The following is a 21,772-nucleotide window of genomic DNA, read 5'->3' on the forward strand; positions in this document are numbered from 1 at the left end:
GACCCCAACCGGTCTCTCAGGCCTGGGAACCCCAGCACCCCCTCCTGCATCTGTGCCGGCTGGTATCGACCATAGATAGGTCCGGCCAGTCCCGCTGATGTCCGACCGGAGCCCGCGCGGATCTGTCCTGCGCCGGTGTCGCCCGGATCTGGGGATCACGCCCCCCGGGGCAGGTTCACGTAGTTGGACCAGTGCGGCATGTTCTTCGTGCCGCCCCCCACATGGATCAGCCCGGGCAGGTCGTATCCAGCCGGGAAGGGGCCGGCCTTGGGGAAGCGGTAGTAGGTGTCGTGGATCCTGGCGTCCCGATAAATCAGCGGCCAAAGCATATCCGCAAGGAAGGCCTGATCGCCGAACTTGTTGTCGAAGTACTTCGGCGAAGACCGCAGCCAGTCCCGCATATTGGGCAGGATACCGGCCATGCCGCCCCACATCCCGGCAAGGATCAACTCGTGGTGGTAGATGTGGTCGCGCATGATGTGGAAGCGACAGCCGGAATTCAGCCAGTCCGTGACCGCCAGCAGCTCTTTTGCATTCACGCGCGAATCGGCGTCGCGGCAGACGAAGACGTTGATATCGGGGTCGTCCGAGGCCAGGAACCGCCACATCGGGCGGATCGCGGCATCGTCTTTGCCGGTCATCAGGACGACCTGCGCGCCATAGGCCTTCAGGGCGTCCCGGGCGTCCTGCGGCACCGAGGTGTCGCAGTAGAAACGCGGCGTCCAGCGGACGTAAAGATGCTGGGCGATCTGCGCGTTCACCAGCGCGCCGGTGATGTATTCCGGGCGATCCCCCCAGAGCGAAAACGCGATGATGTTCCGGTTCCGCCGCTCGGGGTCGAAGCCGCGCCCGCCCGGCTTGACGGTCAGGTCCTTGCTGGGCGAGGCCTCGAAGGCCTGATGCGCCAGCCGGTGCTTCAGGATGAGGTTCCTGTGACCCTCGGTCTGGGCCTCTTCCTTGCGTCCCACGCGCCAGAGCGAGGCGATCAGGGTGTTCCGGGCCGGGGCATCGTCCCGCAGCGCCAGCGCGCGCTGCATGGGGCCGATGGCTTCTTCATAGCGACCGAGGCGTTTCAGCAGCACGCCAAGGCCACACCAGCCGTCGAAATCCCGGGGGTTTCGATCGGCGTAGCTGCGGTAGCTGGAAAGCGCCTCTTCGGTCCGCCCGGCGTCGCGCTGGCACATGGCCATGAACAACCCGGCCTTGGCGTTCGGCAGCATCGCCGCAGCCTCGCCGTAAAGGAGGGCGGCCTGCTCGAAGTCCTGTGCGGCGCGCAGCTTCTTCGCCTGCGCCATCTTGCGGTCGAAGGGGGTGGTGGTGCGCGGCTTCACAGGGGCGTTCATAGGGGCGCCTTTCTTCGGGGCGGGAAACGTATTTGTTTATCGATACAAGGGGGGGCGAGGTTTTTCGAGGTTTTTCGAGGTTTGATTTGGCGGTGGCGCGCTCGGCCTGCGCAGGGGCGTCCCGCCCGGGCGGGGCCTTCTGTCCCGAATGGCCTGGCGCGAGGGGGCGCACAGCGGAGAAGACGAAAGCGGGGGCGTTCCCTTGGCGCGCGGACGCCGACCCGAACCGTTTGCGGGCGGGGCCTGCAGGGCATTTGGGCCTCTGAGGGCCGGGCTGTTGGCGGGGCAGGGCACCCGCAGGGCCGCAGTGCTTTCGGTGGGGGTGCACCCGGCGTGCAGGCGCAGCCCCCGGTGCGGGCCGCGTCAGGCCAGCGCCTCGTCGAGCTCGGATTCCAGCCGCTGCATGGCCATCACGCGCGGCTTGGAGAAGCCCGCAAGCAGCAGGTAGGCCACCGGCGTCAGGTACAGGGTCGAGAGCGTCGCCAGCCCAAGCCCGCCGACGATGACCCAGCCCAGGGCCTCGCGCGCCTCGGCGCCTGCGCCCGCCGACAGGATCAGCGGCACGCCACCCAGCACCGTCGAGGTCATGGTCATCATCACCGGACGCAGGCGGATCGTCGAGGCATCGAGGATCGCGTCCCGGACAGAGGCGCCCTGATCGCGCAACTGGTCCGCGAATTCGACGATCAGGATGCCGTTCTTGGCCATGATCCCGATCAGCATCACCAGCCCGATCTGGCTGTAGACGTTCAGCGACAACCCGGTGAAAACCATGGCGAAGGCGGCGCAGGCCAGCCCGATGGGCACCGTCGCCATGACCACCACCGCCGAAATGAAGCTTTCGAATTGTGCCGACAGCACCAGGAAGACCACGGCGATGGCGAAGCCGAAGACCAGCAGCAGCCCCGAAGAGGTCTGGTCCAGCGTGGCCGCCTCTGCCAGCGGCACGATGCGGTTTTCCTCGGCGAGGATCTCTTGGGCCAGCGCCTGCACTTGCGCCATGGCATCCCCCAGCGCCAGTTCCGGCGTCAGCCCCGCTGAGATTTCGACCGAGCGGTTCTGCCCCTCGCGGTCAAGCTCCGGCGCGATGGCGCGCTCTTCCAGCGTGACGAAGGTCGACATGGGCACGGTCTGGCCGTCGCCGGTCTGCACGAAGATATTGGCCAGGTCGCCGGGGTCGTTCACCGGGTTCGAGGTCGACAGCATCTGGATGTCGAAGCTGCGGTCGTCGATGAAGACAGAGCCCACCGTGCGCCCGTCCAGCACCGCGCGCAGGGCCTCGCCCAGCCCCGAGATATCGATCCCGAGGTCCGAGGCGCGCTCGCGGTCGATTTCGATGAACAGCTGCGGCTGGGTGGTTTCGTACTCCAGCTGGACCTGCCCCATGGCGGGGTTGTCCTGCATCCGCGCGACCAGCCGCTCGGAGACCTCGGCCAGTTGCGCGTAGTTGTCGCCGGTGATGGCGAAGGACAGCCCGCGCCCGGCGCCCCGGATGCCCAGCGAGTTCGGCTGGATCGCAAAGGCGCGCACGCCGATCACGCCGCGCAGCTTGCCGTTGATCTCGCCCACGATCTCGTCCTGGCTGCGGGCGCGATCCTCCCACGGGGCCAGCGAGAAGACCATGAACCCCCGGTTGTCCGACCCGAAGCCGGTGATCGAAAAGACGTTCGTGACCTCTCCGGTCTCGCGCAGCGGGTCGATCAGGGCCTCGATCTCGGCCATCTTCGCGGTGGTGTATTGCAGCGACACCCCCTGCGGCGCCGAGACCGACAGCAGCGCCACGGCGCGGTCCTCGCGCGGGGTCAGCTCCTGCCGGATGCCGCCGCCGACGAAAACCGCCGTGGCCGAGAACAGCACCGCCACCAGCAGCACCACGAAGGGCAGGTCCAGCGCCAGCCCCAGCGTCCAGCGGTACAGCCGGAACAGACGGTTGCCCAGCCAGACCAGCGGGCCGCGCGGATCGGCGTCGGGGGCGCGCGACAGCAGGCGGCTGGCCAGCACCGGACAGAGCGTCAGAGCCACCAGCGAGGACAGCATGACCGCGATGGCCAGCGTAAAGCCGAACTCGCGGAACAGCCCGCCCGCCTGTCCCGGCAGGAAGGACAGCGGCACGAAGACGGCGGCCAGCGTCGCCGTGGTGGTGACCACCGCGAAAAAGACCTGCCGCGTGCCCAGCACGGCGGCGGCACGGGGGCCCATGCCCTCGGACCGGCGGCGGACGATGTTTTCCAGCACCACGATGGCGTCGTCGACGACCATGCCGGTGGCCAGCACCAGCGCCAGCAGCGTCAGGATATTGACCGAGAAGCCCACGAGGTAGATCGCCGCGAGCGTGCCGATCAGCGCCACGGGCAGGGTCAGCGCCGGGATCAGCGTGGCACGGGCGTCGCGCAGGAAGAGGAAGATCACCGCGACCACGATGGCGGTCGCCATGGCCAGCGTCTTCAACACCTCCTCGATCGAGCCGCGGATGAAGATCGCGTCGTCCGAGGTGACGAAGATCGACACGTCCCCGGGCAGGGTCCGGTCCAGTTCGGCGACCACCGCCCGCACGGCGGCCGAGATTTCCAGCGTGTTCGAGGTGGCCTGCCGGATGATGCCAAGGCCGATCCCGGTCTGACCGTTGGCGCGCAGCACCGTCTCGTTCGGGGCGGGGCCCAGCGTCACGGTCGCCACGTCGCGGACGAAGACATCCGGGGCCAGCTCCAGATCCTCGAAGCCGCGCGTGGTGGCGATGGTGGCGGTGGTGCGCACCGCGATGCTCTGGCTGTTGCCGGTCAGGTCGCCGGCGGGGGCGTCGAAGGCCACGTCGGAAAGCGCCGCGCGCATATCCGCCAGCGTCAGCCCGCGCGCCGCCAGCTTCGACTGGTCGATGTCGATGCGGAAGATCGGCAGGCGGTCGCCGTAGATCTGCAGGTCCGCCACACCCGCGACGGACAGCAGGCGGTCCTCGACCCGGTCCTCGACGATCTGCGTCAGCTCCTGCGGCGAGCGCCCGGCAGAGGTCACGGCGACGCGGATCACCGCCTGCGCATTGGCGTCCGCCTTGACGATCTCGGGCTGCTCGGCATCGTCGGGAAGCTGCCCGGCGATGCGGGCCACCGCGTCCCGCGCATCGGTGGCGGCCACGTCCAGATCGACGCTTTCCTCGAATTCCAGCGTCACCCGGGACCGCCCGAACCGCGAGTTCGACGAGATCGAGCGCACGCCCGACACCCGTCCTGCCGCGCCCTCGATGCGGCCCGTCACCTCCTGGTCGACGCTTTCGGGCGAGGCGCCGGGGTATCTTGTGGTGATCGTGACGACCGGGCGGTCGACGTTGGGCAGTTCGCGGATCTCGACGCCCGCAAGGCCTGCCAGCCCCGCCAGAACGATCAGCGCCGACAGCACGAAGGCCAGGATCGGGCGTTTCACGAACAGCGCTGTGCCCGAGGCAAGCGCGGATTGCGAGCGGTCGGTCATCTGGCGCGTCCCCCTGTCAAAGCGCGCTGCGCGAGGGCGGTTCTGCCGCAAGCCCCGCCTCGGGCGGGTTGGCCACCGCCACCTCGGCGCCCGGTCGCAGGGACTGCACGCCCTCGGTCACCACCGCGTCGCCGGGGGCCAGATCGGCCTCGACCAGCACCCGGTCGGCGTCGCGCTGGCGGATCGTCACGCCGACCCGCGCGGCCTTGCCGTCGCGCACCGCCCAGACGTAGGAGCCCTCGCTGGCCCATTGCACCGCCAGCGGATCGACCGCCACCAGCCTGTCGCCGGGAAAGCGCAGGGTGACGGCAAAGGACATGCCGGCGCGCAGGCGGTCGCCCTCGTTCGGCAGCTTGCCCTGGACGCGCAGGGTGCGGCTGCGGGGGTCGACGATATTGTCGACCGCGTGGATTTCCCCGGTCAGGGGCGCGGCAGGGCCACCGCCCAGAAAACGGGCCTCGATCGCCATGCCGGGGGCGATGCGGCTGGCGATGCGTTCCGGCGCGCGGAAATCGATCAGCACCTCGGAGCGGTCGGTCAGGGTGGCGATGGTGTCGCTGGGCGACAGGCGCTCGCCCACCGAGGCATCGAGCAGCCCGAGCCAGCCCGAGAAGGGCGCGCGCACCGTGCGCTGCGACAGGCGGAACTGGGCCTCGGTGACCGCAAGCTCGGCGGTGCGCTGCGCCAGCTGTGCCTCGCGCAGGCGGACCTCGGTCACCGCGCCGGTGCCCTGAAGCTGGCCCAGCCGGGCCACGTCGCCGCGCGCGTCTTCCAGCATCAGCTGCGCGCGTTCCAGCGCGATGCGCTCGGCCTCGTCGTCCAGCCGCAGGATCACCGCGCCCGCCTCGACGAAGCCGCCGGTCTCCAGCGCGACGTCGACCACCTCGCCGCTGACCTCGGTGCGCAGGGTGGCGCCGCGCAGGGCGCGCAGGTCGCCGATGGCGTCGATGCGGTCGTTGGCGGTGGCCTCGGTGACCGCGGCCACGACCACCTGCGCCGGACCGCGCGGCCCGAAGCCGCCGCCCCCGCTTTCCGAGGCCTCGGCGGCGCCCACCCGGATGCCCAGCAGATCGGTCACGCCGGTGCGCTCCAGAAAGGCGGCGGCGCCGGGGACATAGGTCAGCCAGAGGTAGCCGGTCCCGGCCAGGACCGCGATGCAGAGGATGATTTGCTTCAGGACGCGCATGGTCTTCCGTTCAATGGCCCCGGGCCGGGCCGGTTTCGGCGTCCCGGCACGCCCTGTTTCGCTGCACGGGGCCGGGGGCGCCTCAGGGGCCCTTGCCTGTGCCCCCGGCATCCGGGCCGCGCCTCACCGCAAGGCCGCCCGCCCGGGCTTTCGGCGCAGACGATGGCACCAACTGGGGGCCCGCGCAACGCTTTCCGGCCCGGGGCACGACCGGGGGGCCTCCGCTCAGCCTGCACCGGCGCGCGGCATCCGCCAAGACAAGATCTGTTTACCTCCCTTCGGGTCTTCCTGCGGGTCTTCCGCCATGCCTGCTGCCGCCATGCCTGCTGCGCCAGCCACGCGCGGACCGGCCCCGCCGCCGCGCCCGCGTCCCCCACCGTCCCGGACCACAATGCGCCGCGCCCCCCTTCTTCGGTCTGACAATACCTCGGAGAGCGCGAGAGGCAGAGCCTCTCGCCCGTTGCCCGGGCACCGGCCCTGCCGCGACAGCGTCCACGCCCCCTGTCCTGTCCCGCGCCTTTGGCCTAGGATGGCGCAAGCGAGGATAGCGCAAACAGGAACGGGAGGGATCATGGACCTGATCGCCAAGGCGACCGCTCTGGTCGGAGGAGTCATTGCAGCCACGCGCCGGGCGGGATCGCCCGCGATCCAGGCCTTCGGCAGCGAACCGCAGATCCCCGAGGCTCGCGCGCAGGGGATCATGACGCTGAAGATGCCCGCCGCCGAGGGCTTCAAGGACGGGCGTCTGCCGATCTGCGCGCCGGGCCTGTCGGTCAAGGCCTTCGCCGAGGGGCTTGATCATCCGCGCTGGATCGAGGTGCTGCCCAACGGCGACGTGCTGGTGGCGGAATCCAAGGAACAGCCAGCCGCGCCGAAGACCCTGATGGACCATGCCGCGCAGGCGACCATGCGCCGGGTCAAGGCGATCGGCGACAGCGCCAACCGGGTGACGCTCTGGCGCGATGCGGATGGCGACGGCGTCGCCGAACATCGCGAGGTCTTTGTCGAGAACCAGCGCCAGCCCTTCGGCATGGCGCTGGTCGGATCGAGCTTCTACCTCGGCAATACCGACGGTTTGAAGGTCTTCGACTACACGCCCGGGCAGCCGCTGTCGGGCGCCGGACAGCAGATCGTCGACTTCAAGCCGCACGGCCACTGGACCCGCAGCCTGCTGGTTTCGCCCGACCGGACGAAGCTCTACGTCGGCGTGGGCTCGCTGTCGAACATCGGCGATGCGGGCATGGAGGCCGAAGAGGGCCGCGCCGCGATCTGGGAGGTCGACGTGGCCACCGGGGCCGCGCGCATCTTTGCCAGCGGGCTGCGCAATGCCGTCGGCATGGCGTGGGAGCCGGGGACAGGTGCGCTCTGGACCGTGGTGAACGAACGCGACGGGCTGGGGGACGAGACGCCGCCCGACTACCTGACCTCGGTGCAGGATGGCGGCTTCTATGGCTGGCCCTATTGCTACTGGGGCAAGGTGGTGGACGACCGCGTCCCTCAGGATGCCGCCAAGGTGGCCAGCGCGATCACACCCGATTACGCGCTTGGCGGCCACACCGCCTCGCTGGGCCTGTGCTGGCTGCCCGAGGGCGTGCTGCCGGGCTTCGGCCCCGGCATGGTGATCGGCCAGCACGGCTCTTGGAACCGCTCGATCCTCAGCGGCTACCGCGTGATCTTCGTGCCCTTCGAGGGCGGCAGGCCCTCGGGTCCGGCGCGCGACATCCTGACCGGCTTCCTGTCCGAGGACGAAAGGCTGGCCTACGGGCGCCCGGTGGGCGTGGCCGTCGGACCGGACGGCAAATCGCTGCTGGTGGCCGACGATGTCGGCGACGCGATCTGGCGCGTCAGCGCGGCCTGACGGGCGGGGCACATCGGGGGCAGGGGCGCCGTCGCGATCCTTCGGCGCGACCGCCCCCTTTCCGCAGCCCAATGGCTGGTCCCGGGCGGGCGCTGTCGCGCCGGGTCTTTCGGATCAGGGGCCGGGCGGGTCTGCCCCTGCGGCCTGCCTACAGCCCGATCCCCACAAGCAGCGCCATCAGCGACATCACCAGCGGCAGCGTGACCAGCGCCAGAACCGTCTGCGCCGCCGTGATCCCGGCCATCAGCGGCGCATCGCCGCCCAGCTGCCGGGCGAGGATATAGGCCGAAGAGGCGGTCGGCAGCGCCTGAAACAGCAGCACCGTGGTCAGGGCGCGCCCCTCCAGCCCCAGAAGCAGCGCCACGGCCAGCGTGACCGCCGGAAGCATCGCGAATTTCACCGCCGAGGAGACCACGATGGGCCGCAACCAGGCCCGCGCCGCGCCGAAGTCCAGCGCCGCGCCGACACAAAGCAGCCCAAGCGGCAGCGAGGCGGCGCCCAGCGTCCGCAGGGCGGGCTCCACGCCCGCCGGGATCGGCAGCGCGGCCAGCTGAAAGCCGATCCCCGCCAGCGAGGACAGCAACAGCGGGTTCGTCGCCAGTTGCACCGCCACCTGCCGTGGTCCCAGCCGTGCCGTGGCGAAGCGCGAGAAGACCAGCACGCTGAGGATGTTCACCGTGGGCACCAGAGAGGCATTGGACAGCGCCGCCAGCGCCAGCCCCGTCGATCCGAACAGCCCGGTGACCAGCGTCACGCCCACGTAGTTGTTGAAGCGGATGCTGGCCTGAAAGACCGAGGTGAAGGCCGGGCCGTCGATCCTGAGTGTCGGGCGGATCATCAGCACGAACCCGGCCACGGCGAGGGTCGACAGGATCAGCGTCGCTGCCAGCCGTCCGACCGGGATCGCCCCGAGATCCGCCGTGGCGAGGCTGTTGAAGAACAGGCAGGGCAGCAGGATGTAGTAACTCAGCCGCTCCGCCTGCGGCCAGAAGCCCTCGGCAAGGAAGGCGCGGCGCTTCAGCAGGTGGCCAAGTGCGATGATCAGCACGATCGGCGAGAGGGCGAGAAGGATGGCGGAGGTCATGGTCGCGGTCCCGGCGGTGTCAGAGGCGGCCGTCTCTGGCCACCATGCAGCCATAGCAGGCCTGTGGGCAGGGAAAAGGGCGGGCAGGGCCTCGGTCGCGGTCGCGGTCGCGGACCGGAACAGCCGCGCCTCGTTTGCTCCCCGGCGCCGATCCGGCGGGCACCCCGGTCAGAAAAGGGCAGGCGCAGCCCGCTGTAGGTATTTCTCCCCGGCCGTCCAGGGGCCGCGCTTCTCCCGCGCCCCAATGCATCGGGGCAGGGCATGGGCCGGGCGGGCGGCCTCTCCCCTTGTCCCCGGCCAGCCCGATTCCCCGCGCCCGCTTGTCGGACCCCGAACCGGGGCAGGGTGACCGCGGCGCCCCGGCGGAAATCTTCGCCGCGGGATGACGGAATGCGACCCTCTGCGCGGGCGCGGCGACCTTCCGCCAGCCGCCCGCGATCCGACACCTTGTCCGTCCGAAGCGCCTGTCGCAGAGTGCGCCGACCCGAACCAGCCCGCTGCAACACCCAGGGAAAGGCCGCGCATGTTTCTCTCCGTCTTCGACGTCTTCAAGATCGGCATCGGACCCTCGTCCTCGCATACCATGGGGCCGATGGTGGCCGCCGCGCGCTTTCTCGACGACCTGCGCGGCGGGGCCGAGAAGACCCCCGGCGCCGGAGAGCTGGCCCGGCTGGGCGCCTCTCTGCACGGCTCGCTGGCCTTCACCGGCAAGGGCCATGCCACCGACCGTGCGGTGATCCTCGGGCTCTGCGGGCTGGTGCCCGAAACGCTGGACCCGGACCGCGCCGAGGCCCTCGAACAGGCGGTGCGCACAGAGGGGGTTGTGCGCCCCGAGGGCCTGCCGGCCCTGCGCTTCGATCCTGCCACGGACCTCGTCTTCGACTATGGCCCCTCGCTGCCCGGCCACGCCAACGGGTTGATCCTGAAGGCTTTCGACAGCGCGGGCGCGCCCTATATGCAGCAGACCTACTACTCGGTCGGCGGCGGCTTCGTGCTGACCGCGGCAGAGCTGGAGGCGCAGAAGGCGGGCGGCCACGATCTGAAGTCGGAAAAGACCGCCCATGCCTTCCCGTACCCCTTCGGCACCGCCGCCGAGATGCTCGAGATGGGCGCGCGCTCGGGCCTTACCATCGCGCAGATGAAGCGCGCCAACGAAGCCGTCCTGCACGGCGCCGATCTCGACGCAAGGATCGACCGCATCCTCGACACCATGGACGGCTGCGTGGCGCGCGGGCTGGAGCAGGAGGGCATCCTGCCCGGCGGCCTCAAGGTCAAACGGCGGGCCAAGAACATCCACGACCAGTTGCAGGCGGAAAAAGGCATGAACCTCGCCCAGCCGCATCAGGCCAACGACTGGCTCTCGGTCTATGCCATGGCGGTGAACGAGGAAAACGCCGCCGGCGGGCGCGTCGTGACCTCGCCCACCAATGGCGCGGCGGGGGTGGTGCCTGCGGTGCTGCGCTACTACCGCGACCACTGCGTGGGCGCCACGCGCAGGGGCTGCCGCGACCTCTTGCTGGTCGCCGCCGCCATCGGCGGGCTGATCAAGCACAACGCGTCGATCTCGGGCGCCGAGGCGGGCTGCCAGGCCGAGGTGGGCTCTGCCGCCGCCATGGGGGCCGCGGGCCTCTGCGCGGTGCTGGGCGGCAGCAATGCGCAGGTCGAGAATGCCGCCGAGATCGCGCTGGAACACCACCTCGGCATGACCTGCGATCCGGCGGCGGGGCTCGTGCAGGTGCCCTGCATCGAACGCAACGCGCTGGGGGCGATCAAGGCGGTCTCCGCCGCCTCGCTGGCCCTGCGCGGCGACGGCACGCATTTCATGCCGCTCGACAACTGCATCCGGGTGATGCTGGAAACCGGCCGCGACATGGACCTGAAGTACAAGGAAACCTCGACGGGCGGCATTGCGGTCAACCTGCCGGAGTGCTGACCACCCCCTTTCACCGCCATAACCGCCCCCGGACCGCGTCCCGCCCAGCCCGGACGCGCCGGAGGCAGGCGCAGCCCTGACCTGCTGCCGAAGCGGCCAGGCTTGCCCCCGACCCGAGCGCCACCGCCCCCGGTGAGAGCGCCACAGGGGACCATATCCCGGCCCCAGGCACCGCAGCGGCTCGGCACGCCCCGCCCACCGGCCTTCTTCTTGGTCCAAATACCCCCTGCGCCCCGCCCCCGGCACCAGAGCGCCAGCACAGGCGATCCCCGGCCCCAGGCACCGCAGCGGCTCGGCACGCCCCGCCCACCGGTCTTCTTCTTGGTGCAAATACCCCTGCGCCCCGTCCCCGGCACCAGAGCGCCAGCACAGGCGATCCCCGGCCCCAAGCCACCCCACGGCTCGGCAAGGCCCTGCCGCCGGGCTTCTTCTTGGTCCAAACACCTCTGCGCTCGGCTCCCCCGCAGCGCAGCGGCGCGGAGGGTCAGGCCAGCAGCTTCACGCCCCGGTCGATGCCCTCCAGCGTCATCGGCACCATGCGCTCCTCGAAGATCTCGCGGATCATGCCGATCGACTGGGTGTAGGGCCAATGCGTCTCTGGCACCGGGTTGATCCAGAGGTGATCGTGCCACTGGTCCCGCGCGCGTTGCAGCCAGACCTGCCCGGCCTCGGCGTTCCAGTGCTCGTTGGCGCCGCCGGGATAGGCGATCTCGTAGGGCGACATCGAGGCATCGCCGACGAAGATGCACTTGTAGTCCGGCCCGTAGGTGTTCAGCACCTCCCAGGTCGGCACCTGCCGGTCCCAGCGGCGGCGGTTGTCGCGCCAGACGCCCTCGTAGAGGCAGTTGTGGAAGTAGAAATGCTCCATGTGCTTGAACTCGGCCCGCGCCGCCGAGAACAGCTCTTCGACCACCTTCACGAAGGGATCCATCGACCCGCCCGCGTCGAGGAACAGCAGCACCTTCACCGCGTTGCGCCGCTCGGGCCGGGTCTGCACGTCGAGGTAGCCGTGTTCGGCGGTGGCGCGGATCGTGCCGTCGAGGTCCAGCTCGTCCTCGGCGCCCTGCCGCACCCATCGCCGCAGCCGTTTCAGCGCGACCTTGATGTTGCGCGTGCCCAGCTCGACCGTATCGTCGAGGTTGCGGAACTCGCGCTTGTCCCAGACCTTTACCGCGCGCCTGTGGCGGCTCTCGTCCTGGCCGATGCGCACCCCCTCGGGATTGTAGCCATAGGCGCCGAAGGGCGAGGTGCCGCCGGCGCCGATCCACTTCGAACCGCCCTGGTGACGGCCCTTCTGCTCGGCCAGCCGCTCCTTCAGCGTCTCCATCAGCTTGTCGAAGCCGCCAAGGGCCTCGATCTGCGCCTTCTCTTCCTCGGTCAGCAGTTTCTCGGCCTGCCTGCGCAGCCAGTCTGCGGGCAGGTCGACGGCGTTCAGAACGTCGTCGACGCCGATCTGCTCCAGCCCCCTGAAGGCCTCGGCGAAGGCGCGGTCGAAGCGGTCGAGATGGCGCTCGTCCTTCACCATCGACACGCGGGCGAGGTAGTAGAAGGCCTCGACATCATAGGTCGCCAGCCCCGCGGCCATGCCGTCGAGGAAGGACAGGTACTCGCGCAGGGTGACCGGCACACCGGCCTTGCGCAGGGTCTCGAAGAAGGGCACGAACATGGCCACAGGTCTAGGATGCCGGGCGCGCCCTGTCCACCGGCGCGAAGGCCCTTCGAAGGGCCTTTCGAAAGCGGCTTCGAAGCCGCTTTCCCCCGCCTCAGACGATCAGTTTCTCGATGGCGATGGTCAGGACCAGCCCGGCAAGGGCGAGGGCGATGCCGTAGACTACCGCGTATTGCGCGATATCGGCCTTGTTGCCCTTGCGGCGGGCCGCGACGATGCCGCCGAGAATGGCGCCAAGGATGGCTCCTGCAATCACGATCATAAGGCGCCCTGTCTCCGTCTGGCGGGGTTCAGCAGGCCGACCTCGCGCAGCTTGGCGCGCACGGCCCAGTCAGAGCCGAAGCCGTATCGCGCCCATCCAAGGGAGTCCACCCGGACCTTGCGTCCCTCGGTGACATGGCCCGCCAGTTCCAGCGCCTCGGCGCGCAGCATCATCAGCGTCGCCAGAAGCGCCGCGTTCTCGTGCTGCGCCGCCGTGTCCAGATGCGGGGTCAGAAGATACAGCGCATCCTCGGCCCGGCCTGTGCTGATCGCATAGGCGGCCAGCTGCGAGGCGACATAGGCGCGGTGCAGCGCGGTGTCCGGGCCGGGGCCGAAGAACCGCTGCGCCAGCACGAAGTTGTCCTGCGCCCCGGCCGGGTCGGTGGCCTGCAAGAGCCGCCCCATGGCGTAATGCGAAAAGGCGCGGCGATGGTCGGTCCAGCCCATGGCGGTGGCGACCTGAAGCGCCTTTGTGGCCGCCGCGCGCCGTTCGGCGGCATTGGCGCCGGGGCCAAGCGCGGTCTGCACCGCCTCGATCCAGGCCCGGGGCGTTGTGGACAGCCGCCGGGGCGCGATCCCCTGACCCGCCGGGTTGAGCCGGGCGAGGATCGCGGGCAGGCGCTCGGCCACCTCGGCGCGGGTCATGCCCGTGCGCAGCGCCGGATCGTAATAGGCGCGCAGCACCAGCATGTCGAAGCCGGTCAGCACCGTGTGCACATTGTCGTCGTTGAAGACGCTGTCGGGCAGGCGGTAGAGGTCGTTCAGCGGACCGATCGCCTGCGCCAGTTCCTCGTGCAGGCAGTCGCGCACCTCTTGCGGGCTGGCGTCGTTGGGCAGGAAAATCGCCAGCGTCTCGCGGTTGCGCAGCTGCGACCAGCTGACCTGCCTGGTGCGGCGCAGGCTGCGGTACTCGGCCAGGGAGGTGACGTTGGGCACCACGAAACAGGCGGCGCTCGGCAGGGTGCGGCGGATCTCTTCGCGGGTCACGGCCTGAAGGGTGATATTGGCCTGCGCCGCACCGGTCAGGGCGATGTCAAGGCCCGCCTCGGTGCGCAGGCGGTGCAGAAGCCGCGTCAGGTCGGGCCCCAGCGAGGCCGGCGGCGCGCCGGTCACCCGCACCGAGATCGGCCCCTCGAAGCGGGTGAAGACCGGCAGGGCGCGCCCGGATTCCAGCATGAAGGAGAGGTCGAGGAAATCCCGCGCGATATCGGCGTTCGAGGCCACCGTCGGTGCGGGGCGCGGCACCGAGAAGCTCTTCATCGGGGGCAGCGTGCTGGCCGCCTGCACCGGCACGGCGGCGGCCCGGGTCGCGGTTTCCGTGTTCTGGACCGGCATGCAGGCGCCCAGCATCATGTAGAACGGCAGAAGCAGTCGTCTGGCGGTGCGCATCAGGCCCTCTGGTACTTGATGAAGGGCGTCAGCGCGCCGATACGGTCGTAAAGCCTGCGCGCGGTCCGGTTGCCGTCCTGCGTCAGCCAGTAGACCGATCCCGCGCCATGGGCATCGGCGGCGGCATAGACGCCCTCGATCAGGGCGCGCCCGACGCCGGTGCCCCGGGTCTCGGGCGTGGCGTAGAGGTCCTGCAGGTAGCAGACCTCCTCGATCTTCCAGGCGTGACGGTGGAACAGGTAATGCGCCAGTCCGACGAGGGCGCCGTCCTTCTCGGCGACCAGGGCGTTAAAGTCGCGGGGGTCGTCGCCCAGAAGGCGTGCGAAGGTGGAGGCATAGACCGCCTCTGGCACGGTGCTTTCGTAAAAGGCCAGATACGCCCTCCACATTTCACGCCATGCCGGTTCATCCTCGGCGCGCAGGGCGCGCAGGCTCAGAGCCGTATCCTGGGACAATTCGAAACCTGCCTGCTTTTGGTTCACTCGGATGTTCTTTGTATCCGATGATTTTCTGTCCACTGTGCGGAAACTATAGGGCAAAAAGGCGGATACTGGACAAGGCATCTGTTCCCGGGCTGCAATTTCATCCCGAATGCGGAAGGTCGCGGGTTAACCCCTTGATAACCATTGGTCCGTGCGGTGCAGGCTTGCAACAATCCCGGCCGGCACAGCCTTATTGCTGTGCCGCGGACCGTGGCGTGAATGCGGCGCAGGGCCCCGGGCGGCGGTCCGGCCTGCACGCGCGCCTCTTCGTCAGGCCAGCCAGGACAACGAGATCAGCGACAGGACAGAGGTCCAGACGATCACCGGCGCGATGGCATCCGTGCGGACGCCGTAGAGCATGGCCAGCGCGAAGGCCATGGCGCCCGACGGCCCGGCGGCGGTCAGGGTGAAGAGCGTCTGCCATGTCCCGGGCGCGGCGGTTAGCGACAGCGCCAGCCAGACCAGCGCCGGAAAGACCGCCAGCTTGATCGCGGTGACGGTCGAGACCACCGGACCCGGCAACAGCGCATGGCCCGACAGGATGACGCCGAGCGCAAAGAGCGTCAGCGGTGCGGCGGCGGCCCCGGAAAAGGCGAAGGCGGTCAGGAAGGGGGCGGGGATCGCCAGCCCGGCGATGTTCACCGCCAGCCCCAGCGCGATGGCGATCAGCACCGGGTTCCGTGCCAGCCGTCGCATCGCCGCGCCTGGGCCCGCGCCGCGCCCCGACATCAGGTCCGTCGAGATGATGAAGAAGGCGAAGGCGACGGCGGAATCCCAGGCCACGAGGGCGGTGACGGGCAGGGCGGCGGCCTCTCCGTAGATAAGGAAGGAGATCGGCCAGATGTAGAGCAGCGTGTTGACGAAGACCGTGGCCATGGACAGAAGCCAGGCCTCCATCGCCGCGCGCCGGAAGACCCGGCGCAGCAGCTGGTAGGTCAGGGTGAAGACCAGCACCTCCATCGCGGCATAGACCGCCAGCGCGTCGACGCGAAAGCTGGACCAGTCCAGCCGGGCGATCAGCGGAAAGATCAGCGCCGGCTGCAGGATCAGGAAGGCGACCCGGTTCAGCGTCGCGGCTTCGGCTGCGCTGACCACCTTGGCGCGCCCCAGTGCAAGGCCGAGCGCCAGCATGAAGAAGACGGGCAGGATGTCGTGGGTCAGGACGTGCAGCATTGGGGGGCTTTCGCGGTCACGGGCCTGACAAAGCATGCGCGGGCAGGGGGTGCAAGCAGCGGCGAAGGGCCGGGCCTGCATGCGGCGGCGCGGCCCGGGGGGGCATGGGCGACCGCTTTGGGGGCCGATTTCCGACCGGATGCCGCGGGCCGGAGCCGAAACCGGGGGGGCGAGGTCCGGCGCCGTCCCGGAACCCCCGGGCCATGTCCGTGTTGGGCCAGCGCATCGAACCCCAGGGGAGGCGCGAATGATCGACTGGCTGCAAGACCACAGCGGCGGGCTGAACGTGGTGCTGAACGGGGCCATGTTGCTGGTCTGGCTGGCCTATCTGCACCTGTTCCTGACCAGTTTCCGGCGCGCCAACCGTGCCGTCGTCCATATCGCCCGGGCCGTCGACACTGATGGCGAGGCGCGCTGCCTGGTGACCAACATGGGGTCGGACATGGTCTACATCCTTGGCATCAAGGTGGACGTGCGTGCGGGGGAAGAGCGCTTTGCGACACTGGTCACAGACCGGGTTCATGAAGACGATCCGCTGGGCGGCGAGATGCGCGACCGTACCAACCAGGGGCCGCTGTGCGGGGGTGAGGTGCTGGACATCGGCGCGTTTCGCCGGATCTGCGAGCGGGCGATGGAGGACGCCGCCGGGCCTGTGCCGGACAGTGTCGAGATCACGGTGATCGTGGCCGCGCAGCAGGCCAAGCGGCTGATGGGCGGCTACAAGCGGTTCGAGGTCCGGGACGAGGGCGGGACGATCGGCTACCGGTCGGAGGACGTGCTGACTCGGCAGATCACCTCGGCGCGCCGGCGCCGCCATCTGGAACAGGAACTGACCGCCTAGCGGGCCGGACCTGCCGGGCGCTCTGAGCGCGCCCCTGACGGGGCCCGGCGCCCCACCTGCCAGTCCAGGCCCGGCATGGCCCGAGGGCGCCACCGCGCCTGCGGGTCAGGCGGGCCGTGCGCCCGGGATCAGCGCTCGCGCCGCGCCATGAAGGCCAGCCGTTCGAAGAGATGCACGTCCTGCTCGTTCTTCAGCAGCGCGCCGTGCAGTTTCGGCAGCGCGCTGCCGGTGTCGCGCTTCAGGTCCTCGGCGGTCAGGTCCTCGGCCAGCAGCAGCTTCAGCCAGTCCAGCACCTCGGAGGTCGAGGGTTTCTTCTTCAGTCCCGGCTGCTCGCGCAGCTCGTAGAACTGCGTCAGCGCGACGGTCAGAAGCTGCTCCTTGATGCCGGGGTGGTGGACCTCGACGATGCGGCGCAGCGTGTCGGGATCGGGAAAGCGGATGTAGTGGAAGAAGCAGCGGCGCAGGAAGGCGTCGGGCAGTTCCTTCTCGTTGTTCGAGGTGATGATGACGATCGGGCGGTTGGCGGCGCGCACGGTCTTGCCGGTCTCGTAGACGTGGAACTCCATCCGGTCGAGTTCCTGCAGCAGGTCGTTGGGAAACTCGATGTCGGCCTTGTCGATCTCGTCGATCAGCAGGACCACCTTGCCCTCGGACTCGAAGGCCTGCCAGAGCTTGCCCTTGCGGATGTAATTGGCCACGTCGTTCACCCGCGCGTCGCCCAGCTGGCTGTCGCGCAACCGGCTGACCGCGTCGTATTCGTAAAGCCCCTGCTGGGCCTTGGTGGTGGATTTGATCGACCATTCGATCATGGGCAGGCCAAGGGCCTCTGCGACCTGCCGGGCCAGTTCGGTCTTGCCGGTTCCGGGCTCGCCCTTCACCAGCAGCGGGCGCTCCAGCGTCACCGCTGCATTCACGGCCATGGTCAGGTCGTCGGTCGCGATATAGCGGTCGGTTCCGTCAAAGCGCATTCGTCAGGCATCCTTCACAAAAGGTTACATCGGCGGGGCTAAACCGGCCCGGGGCCGCGCTATTGTGTAGTGACAAGACAGCGACCTTCGGTTAAGTCCACCCCGTAGGGGTGCCAGATATCTAGGGAATTTTCCATGGGTCAAATTGGCGTAGATGAGGGAGCAACCATGAAACCAGAAAGCTTTCTACCAGACGATTACCAGCCGGCCGAAGACGAACCTTTCATGAACGAAATGCAGACGGAGTATTTTCGACGCAAGCTTATCGCATGGAAAAACGACCTGCTGGCGGACAGCCGCGACACCATTGAAACCCTGCAGGCCGGAACCCGCAATATTCCCGACGTGAACGACCGTGCCAGCGAGGAAACCGACCGCGCGCTGGAACTGCGGACCCGCGACCGCCAGCGCAAGCTGGTCAACAAGATCGACGCCGCGCTGCGCCGCCTGGAAGAGGGCGAATACGGCTACTGCGAAGTCACCGGAGAGCCGATCTCGCTGAAGCGGCTGGACGCGCGCCCCATCGCCACAATGAGCCTTGAGGCGCAGGAGCGCCACGAGCGCCGCGAGAAGGTGCACCGGGACGACTGAGCCCCGCGCGGAAACAAGGCCGTGCAGCCAGAGCCGGGAGGAGCGCGGTTCGGGCGGCAAGACGGAACACAGGGACGCCGGGGCTCGCCTCGGCGTTCTTTGCATTCGGGGGTGACATGCTGAAGGGAATGGAGGTCACGGTCGTCGGCGGCGGCATCGGCGGGCTGGCGGCGGCACTGGCGCTGCGCCAGCGCGGCGCCGAGGTCTGCGTGCTGGAACAGGCCGAGGCGATCCGCGAGGTCGGCGCGGGCATTCAGGTCAGCCCCAACGGCCTGCGCGTCCTCGAGGCGCTGGGACTGGGCGCGGCCTTTCGCGCGGCCACGGTCCGCGGGCAAGCGGTCTCGATGCGCGACTTCCGGCGGGGGCGCGAGGTGGTCTCGCTGGACCTCTCGGGCCTGCCCGAGGCGCAAAGCTACCGTTTCGTGCATCGCGCCGACCTGATCGACCTCTTGGCCGCGGCTTCGCGCGAGGCGGGGGTGCGGGTGCGCCTGCTTCAGGCTGTGCGCGCGATCGTGCCGGGCGATCCGCCCCGCGTGGTCTGCCGGACCGGCGACGAGGGCCGCGCCGATCTGGTGATCGGGGCCGAGGGGCTGCATTCCGTCTTGCGCCCGGCCCTGAACGGGGCGGCGGCGCCGTTCTTCACCGGGCAGGTGGCATGGCGCGCCGTGGTGCCGAACACGGTCGGGCACCCGGCAGAGGCGCGGGTCCACATGGGGCCGGGCCGCCATCTTGTCAGCTACCCGCTGCAGGGGGGCAGATCCGTCAATATCGTCGCGGCGGAAGAGCGGCGGGACTGGGTGGCCGAGGGCTGGTCGCACAGCGACGATCCCGCCAACCTGCGCCGCGCCTTTGCGGGTTTCGGCGGCGACGTGCCCGCGCTTCTGGAACAGGTCGAGGCGCCGGGCCTCTGGGGGCTGTTCCGGCACCCGGTGGCGCGGGTCTGGCACGGTGCGGGCGTGGCGCTTCTGGGGGATGCGGCGCATCCGACGCTGCCCTTCATGGCGCAGGGCGCCAATATGGCGCTGGAAGACGCCTGGGTGCTGGGCGACGCCCTGGAGCGGGCGCCGGACATCCAGACCGGGCTTGCCGCCTACCAGCAGCGGCGCGAGGCGCGGGTGCGCCGCGTGGTGCAGGCGGCCGAGGGCAATGCGTGGAAATACCACCTGCGCAATCCGCTGGTCCGGGGCGTCGCGCATCTTGGGCTGGGCGCGGTCGGGCGGCTGGCGCCGGGGCGGCTGGTCGGGCAGTTCGACTGGATCTACCGCCACGACGTGACCGCGCCGGGGCAGGGGGCCTGACCGCCCCGGTCGCGCCTTGCCCCGTTGCCCCGACCCCATCGCCCCGCCCCTGCGGTGCCTTGCAACCGGCGCGGGGGCGGCCTTTAGTCGGGGGCGACAGCGGCGCGCGGCGTGATAGACCGTGGCAAGGCAGAGGACGAACGGCATGGACAGCTTCGACGACATCCCGGAACAGGCGCTGGCCTGGCATCGCGAGGGCACCGGCGCGGTGCTGGCCACCGTGACCCAGACTTGGGGCTCGGCGCCTCGGCGCGTCGGCTCGATGCTGGCGATTTCCGGCGGCGGAGAGATCGCCGGGTCGGTCTCGGGCGGCTGCGTCGAGGGCGCGGTGATCGTCGAGGCGCTGGAGGCGCTGGAGGACGGCAAGACCCGCGAACTGGAGTTCGGCGTCTCCGACGACGACGCCTTTGCCGTGGGCCTCGCCTGTGGCGGCACCATCCGGGTGATGGTCGACCCGGTGGGCGGCGCCCTGACAGAGGCGCTGCTGGCAGAGCTTGTCGCGGCCCGGGCGGCCCGGCAGCCGGTTGCCCTTGTGGCCGATCTCGACACTGGCGCGCGGCGGCTGGACCGGGCGGGGCACGCGGTGCGCTTTCGCATGGACCGCTCCGGCTTCGAAGAGGAGGCACCGCGCCGCTTCGTCGCCATCCACAACCCGCCGCTTCGGCTGATCGTCGTGGGGGCGGTGCATATCGCGCAGGCCCTGGTGCCGATGGCGCGCCTGGCGGGCTACGATCCGGTGGTGATCGACCCGCGCGAGACCTTCGCCTCGCCCGCGCGCTTTCCCGACACCCGCCTCCTGCACGACTGGCCCGACGAGGCGGTCGGGCAGGTGGGGCCGGACAGCCGCACGGCGCTGGTGCTGCTGACCCACGACCCCAAGCTGGACGATCCGGCGCTGCAGGCGGCCCTGCGCAGGGGGTGCTTCTACATCGGCGCCCTGGGCTCCACGCGGACCCATGCCAAGCGGGTCGAACGTCTGGCGCAGGCCGGGTTCACAGAGGCCGAGATCGCGCAGGTCCACGGGCCTGTCGGGCTGGACATCGGCGCCGCCTCGCCGGCAGAGATCGCGGTTTCCATCATGGCGGAAATGACCCGGGTGCTGAGGCGGGGCGCATGAAATTCGGCCCGGTCCCCCTTGCAGAGGCCGAAGGCGCGGTGCTGGCCCATTCCCTGCGTCTGCCGGACGGCAGGCTGAAGAAGGGCACCGTGCTGGCGGCTGCCGATATCGGACGCCTGCGCAGCGCCGGAGAGACCGCCGTCATCGCGGCCCGGCTGGAGCCCGGCGATCTGGGCGAGGATGCGGCGGCGCAGCGCCTTGCGCAGGCCATCGTGCCGGACCCGGAGCGGGCCGGGCTGCGGCTGGGCCGGGCGGCAACGGGCCGGGTGAACATCCATGCCACCGCGCCGGGGGTGATCGAGGTGCTGGCCGATCGCATCCACGCCCTGAACGCCCTGCATCCGATGATCACGGTCGCCACCGTGCCGCCGTGGCAGCGCGTGGCCGACCGGACCATGGTGGCGACGGTCAAGATCATCTCTTACGCCGTGCCCGGGGCCGCGCTGGAAGCCGCCTGCCTTGCCGGTCAGTCGGCCCTGCGGCTCTGTCGCGTGCAGGCCGGGCGCGCCGACCTGATCCAGACCGATACGGACGGTACGGAGACCGGCGAGAAGGGGCAGGCGGTGACCGCAGAGCGGCTGGACCGGCTGGGCGTGGGGCTTGGCCCGGTCCGGGTGGTGCCGCACCGGCTGGAGCCTCTTTCCGAGGCCATCCGCGCCAGCACCGCCGATGCCATCCTGATCCTGACCGGCTCTGCCACCTCGGACCTGCACGACGTTGCGCCCGCCGCGCTGCGCGCCGCCGGGGGGACGATCGCCCATTTCGGCATGCCGGTCGACCCGGGCAACCTGCTGTTCTACGGCACGCTGGACGCGCGCCCGGTGATCGGCCTGCCGGGCTGTGCCCGCTCTCCGGCGCTCAACGGCGCCGACTGGGTGCTGGAACGGCTGCTGTGCGGGGTGACGGTGACATCCGCCGATATCGCCGCCATGGGGGTGGGCGGCCTGCTGAAAGAGATCCCGGTCCGGGGCCGCCTGCGCGAGGCGTGACGCGGGTTCTGGCCGCGCGCCACGCGATCCGGGCAGGCCGCGCACGGGGCGGATGATCGCCGCACCGCAGGCAGGCCGAGGGGCGCGTCGCGGCGGCAGGGCCGGGAAGAAAGGGGCCGGGACGAAAG

General features: G+C 69.9%; 17 protein-coding genes. 7 read left to right on the forward strand and 10 right to left on the reverse strand.

Annotated elements, in window-relative coordinates; all coding sequences use genetic code 11:
- Positions 1 to 155: 155 nt before the first annotated feature.
- The 3 genes from ACN5KJ_RS10625 to ACN5KJ_RS10635 form a co-directional block, all read right to left on the reverse strand.
- Positions 156 to 1,343 (reverse strand): tetratricopeptide repeat protein, encoded by a 1,188-nt coding sequence (locus ACN5KJ_RS10625; RefSeq protein ID WP_418593861.1) that lies wholly within the window; start codon positions 1,341 to 1,343, stop codon positions 156 to 158.
- A 363-nt stretch (positions 1,344 to 1,706) separates the two neighbouring features.
- On the reverse strand, positions 1,707 to 4,805 hold the full coding sequence (locus ACN5KJ_RS10630; RefSeq protein ID WP_418593862.1) for an efflux RND transporter permease subunit: 3,099 nt from the start codon (positions 4,803 to 4,805) through the stop codon (positions 1,707 to 1,709).
- Between the two features lie 16 nt (positions 4,806 to 4,821).
- Positions 4,822 to 5,991: an efflux RND transporter periplasmic adaptor subunit gene (locus tag ACN5KJ_RS10635; protein WP_418593864.1), complete on the reverse strand. Its 1,170-nt coding sequence runs from the start codon at positions 5,989 to 5,991 to the stop codon at positions 4,822 to 4,824.
- A gap of 571 nt (positions 5,992 to 6,562) precedes the next feature.
- On the opposite strand from ACN5KJ_RS10635, the gene ACN5KJ_RS10640 reads away from it, so the two are divergent.
- Positions 6,563 to 7,849, forward strand: coding sequence for a PQQ-dependent sugar dehydrogenase (locus ACN5KJ_RS10640; RefSeq protein ID WP_418593865.1), 1,287 nt, complete (start codon positions 6,563 to 6,565; stop codon positions 7,847 to 7,849).
- A 148-nt stretch (positions 7,850 to 7,997) separates the two neighbouring features.
- On the opposite strand, the gene ACN5KJ_RS10645 is transcribed toward ACN5KJ_RS10640, so the two are convergent.
- On the reverse strand, positions 7,998 to 8,933 hold the full coding sequence (locus tag ACN5KJ_RS10645; protein ID WP_418593867.1) for an AEC family transporter: 936 nt from the start codon (positions 8,931 to 8,933) through the stop codon (positions 7,998 to 8,000).
- Between the two features lie 523 nt (positions 8,934 to 9,456).
- Here ACN5KJ_RS10645 and ACN5KJ_RS10650 point away from each other — a divergent pair.
- Complete coding sequence (locus ACN5KJ_RS10650; protein ID WP_418593868.1) at positions 9,457 to 10,866, forward strand: L-serine ammonia-lyase; 1,410 nt, start codon at positions 9,457 to 9,459, stop codon at positions 10,864 to 10,866.
- Between the two features lie 484 nt (positions 10,867 to 11,350).
- Here ACN5KJ_RS10650 and ACN5KJ_RS10655 read toward each other — a convergent pair whose 3' ends face one another.
- The 5 genes from ACN5KJ_RS10655 to ACN5KJ_RS10675 form a co-directional block, all read right to left on the reverse strand.
- Entirely contained in the window at positions 11,351 to 12,532 is a 1,182-nt protein-coding gene (locus ACN5KJ_RS10655; RefSeq protein WP_418593869.1) for a vWA domain-containing protein, read from the reverse strand.
- A gap of 97 nt (positions 12,533 to 12,629) precedes the next feature.
- On the reverse strand, positions 12,630 to 12,797 hold the full coding sequence (locus ACN5KJ_RS10660) for a hypothetical protein (protein WP_023850075.1): 168 nt from the start codon (positions 12,795 to 12,797) through the stop codon (positions 12,630 to 12,632).
- Complete coding sequence (locus ACN5KJ_RS10665; protein WP_418593871.1) at positions 12,794 to 14,185, reverse strand: DUF2927 domain-containing protein; 1,392 nt, start codon at positions 14,183 to 14,185, stop codon at positions 12,794 to 12,796. The genes ACN5KJ_RS10660 and ACN5KJ_RS10665 overlap by 4 nt, the downstream gene beginning before the upstream one ends.
- A complete protein-coding gene (locus tag ACN5KJ_RS10670; RefSeq protein WP_418593932.1) occupies positions 14,185 to 14,574 on the reverse strand; it encodes an N-acetyltransferase family protein in 390 nt (129 codons plus the stop codon). Before ACN5KJ_RS10670 ends, ACN5KJ_RS10665 begins: the two co-directional genes overlap by 1 nt.
- 363 nt (positions 14,575 to 14,937) lie before the next feature.
- A complete protein-coding gene (locus ACN5KJ_RS10675; protein WP_418593873.1) occupies positions 14,938 to 15,840 on the reverse strand; it encodes an AEC family transporter in 903 nt (300 codons plus the stop codon).
- Between the two features lie 247 nt (positions 15,841 to 16,087).
- Here ACN5KJ_RS10675 and ACN5KJ_RS10680 point away from each other — a divergent pair, with 247 nt between their 5' ends.
- The gene (locus tag ACN5KJ_RS10680) at positions 16,088 to 16,681 is read left to right on the forward strand and encodes a hypothetical protein (protein WP_347164995.1); all 594 of its coding nucleotides are present in this window, start codon (positions 16,088 to 16,090) and stop codon (positions 16,679 to 16,681) included.
- A 128-nt stretch (positions 16,682 to 16,809) separates the two neighbouring features.
- Here the strand turns inward: ACN5KJ_RS10680 and ACN5KJ_RS10685 are convergent, their stop codons facing one another.
- On the reverse strand, positions 16,810 to 17,649 hold the full coding sequence (locus tag ACN5KJ_RS10685) for an AAA family ATPase (RefSeq protein WP_023850080.1): 840 nt from the start codon (positions 17,647 to 17,649) through the stop codon (positions 16,810 to 16,812).
- 168 nt (positions 17,650 to 17,817) lie between these two features.
- On the opposite strand from ACN5KJ_RS10685, the gene dksA reads away from it, so the two are divergent.
- The 4 genes from dksA to ACN5KJ_RS10705 all read left to right on the forward strand — a co-directional run bounded on the left by dksA (position 17,818) and on the right by ACN5KJ_RS10705 (position 21,644).
- Positions 17,818 to 18,240 (forward strand): RNA polymerase-binding protein DksA, encoded by a 423-nt coding sequence (gene dksA / locus ACN5KJ_RS10690; protein WP_418593874.1) that lies wholly within the window; start codon positions 17,818 to 17,820, stop codon positions 18,238 to 18,240.
- 116 nt (positions 18,241 to 18,356) lie between these two features.
- Complete coding sequence (locus ACN5KJ_RS10695) at positions 18,357 to 19,538, forward strand: FAD-dependent monooxygenase (RefSeq protein ID WP_418593875.1); 1,182 nt, start codon at positions 18,357 to 18,359, stop codon at positions 19,536 to 19,538.
- A 145-nt stretch (positions 19,539 to 19,683) separates the two neighbouring features.
- Positions 19,684 to 20,655, forward strand: coding sequence for an XdhC family protein (locus ACN5KJ_RS10700; RefSeq protein WP_418593876.1), 972 nt, complete (start codon positions 19,684 to 19,686; stop codon positions 20,653 to 20,655).
- Positions 20,652 to 21,644 carry a molybdopterin-binding protein gene (locus ACN5KJ_RS10705; protein ID WP_347164991.1) on the forward strand — a complete coding sequence of 331 codons (993 nt, stop codon included), beginning with the start codon at positions 20,652 to 20,654 and terminating at the stop codon, positions 21,642 to 21,644. The genes ACN5KJ_RS10700 and ACN5KJ_RS10705 overlap by 4 nt, the downstream gene beginning before the upstream one ends.
- Positions 21,645 to 21,772: the final 128 nt, after the last annotated feature.

The organism is Ponticoccus sp. (in: a-proteobacteria) (genome assembly GCF_048381735.1).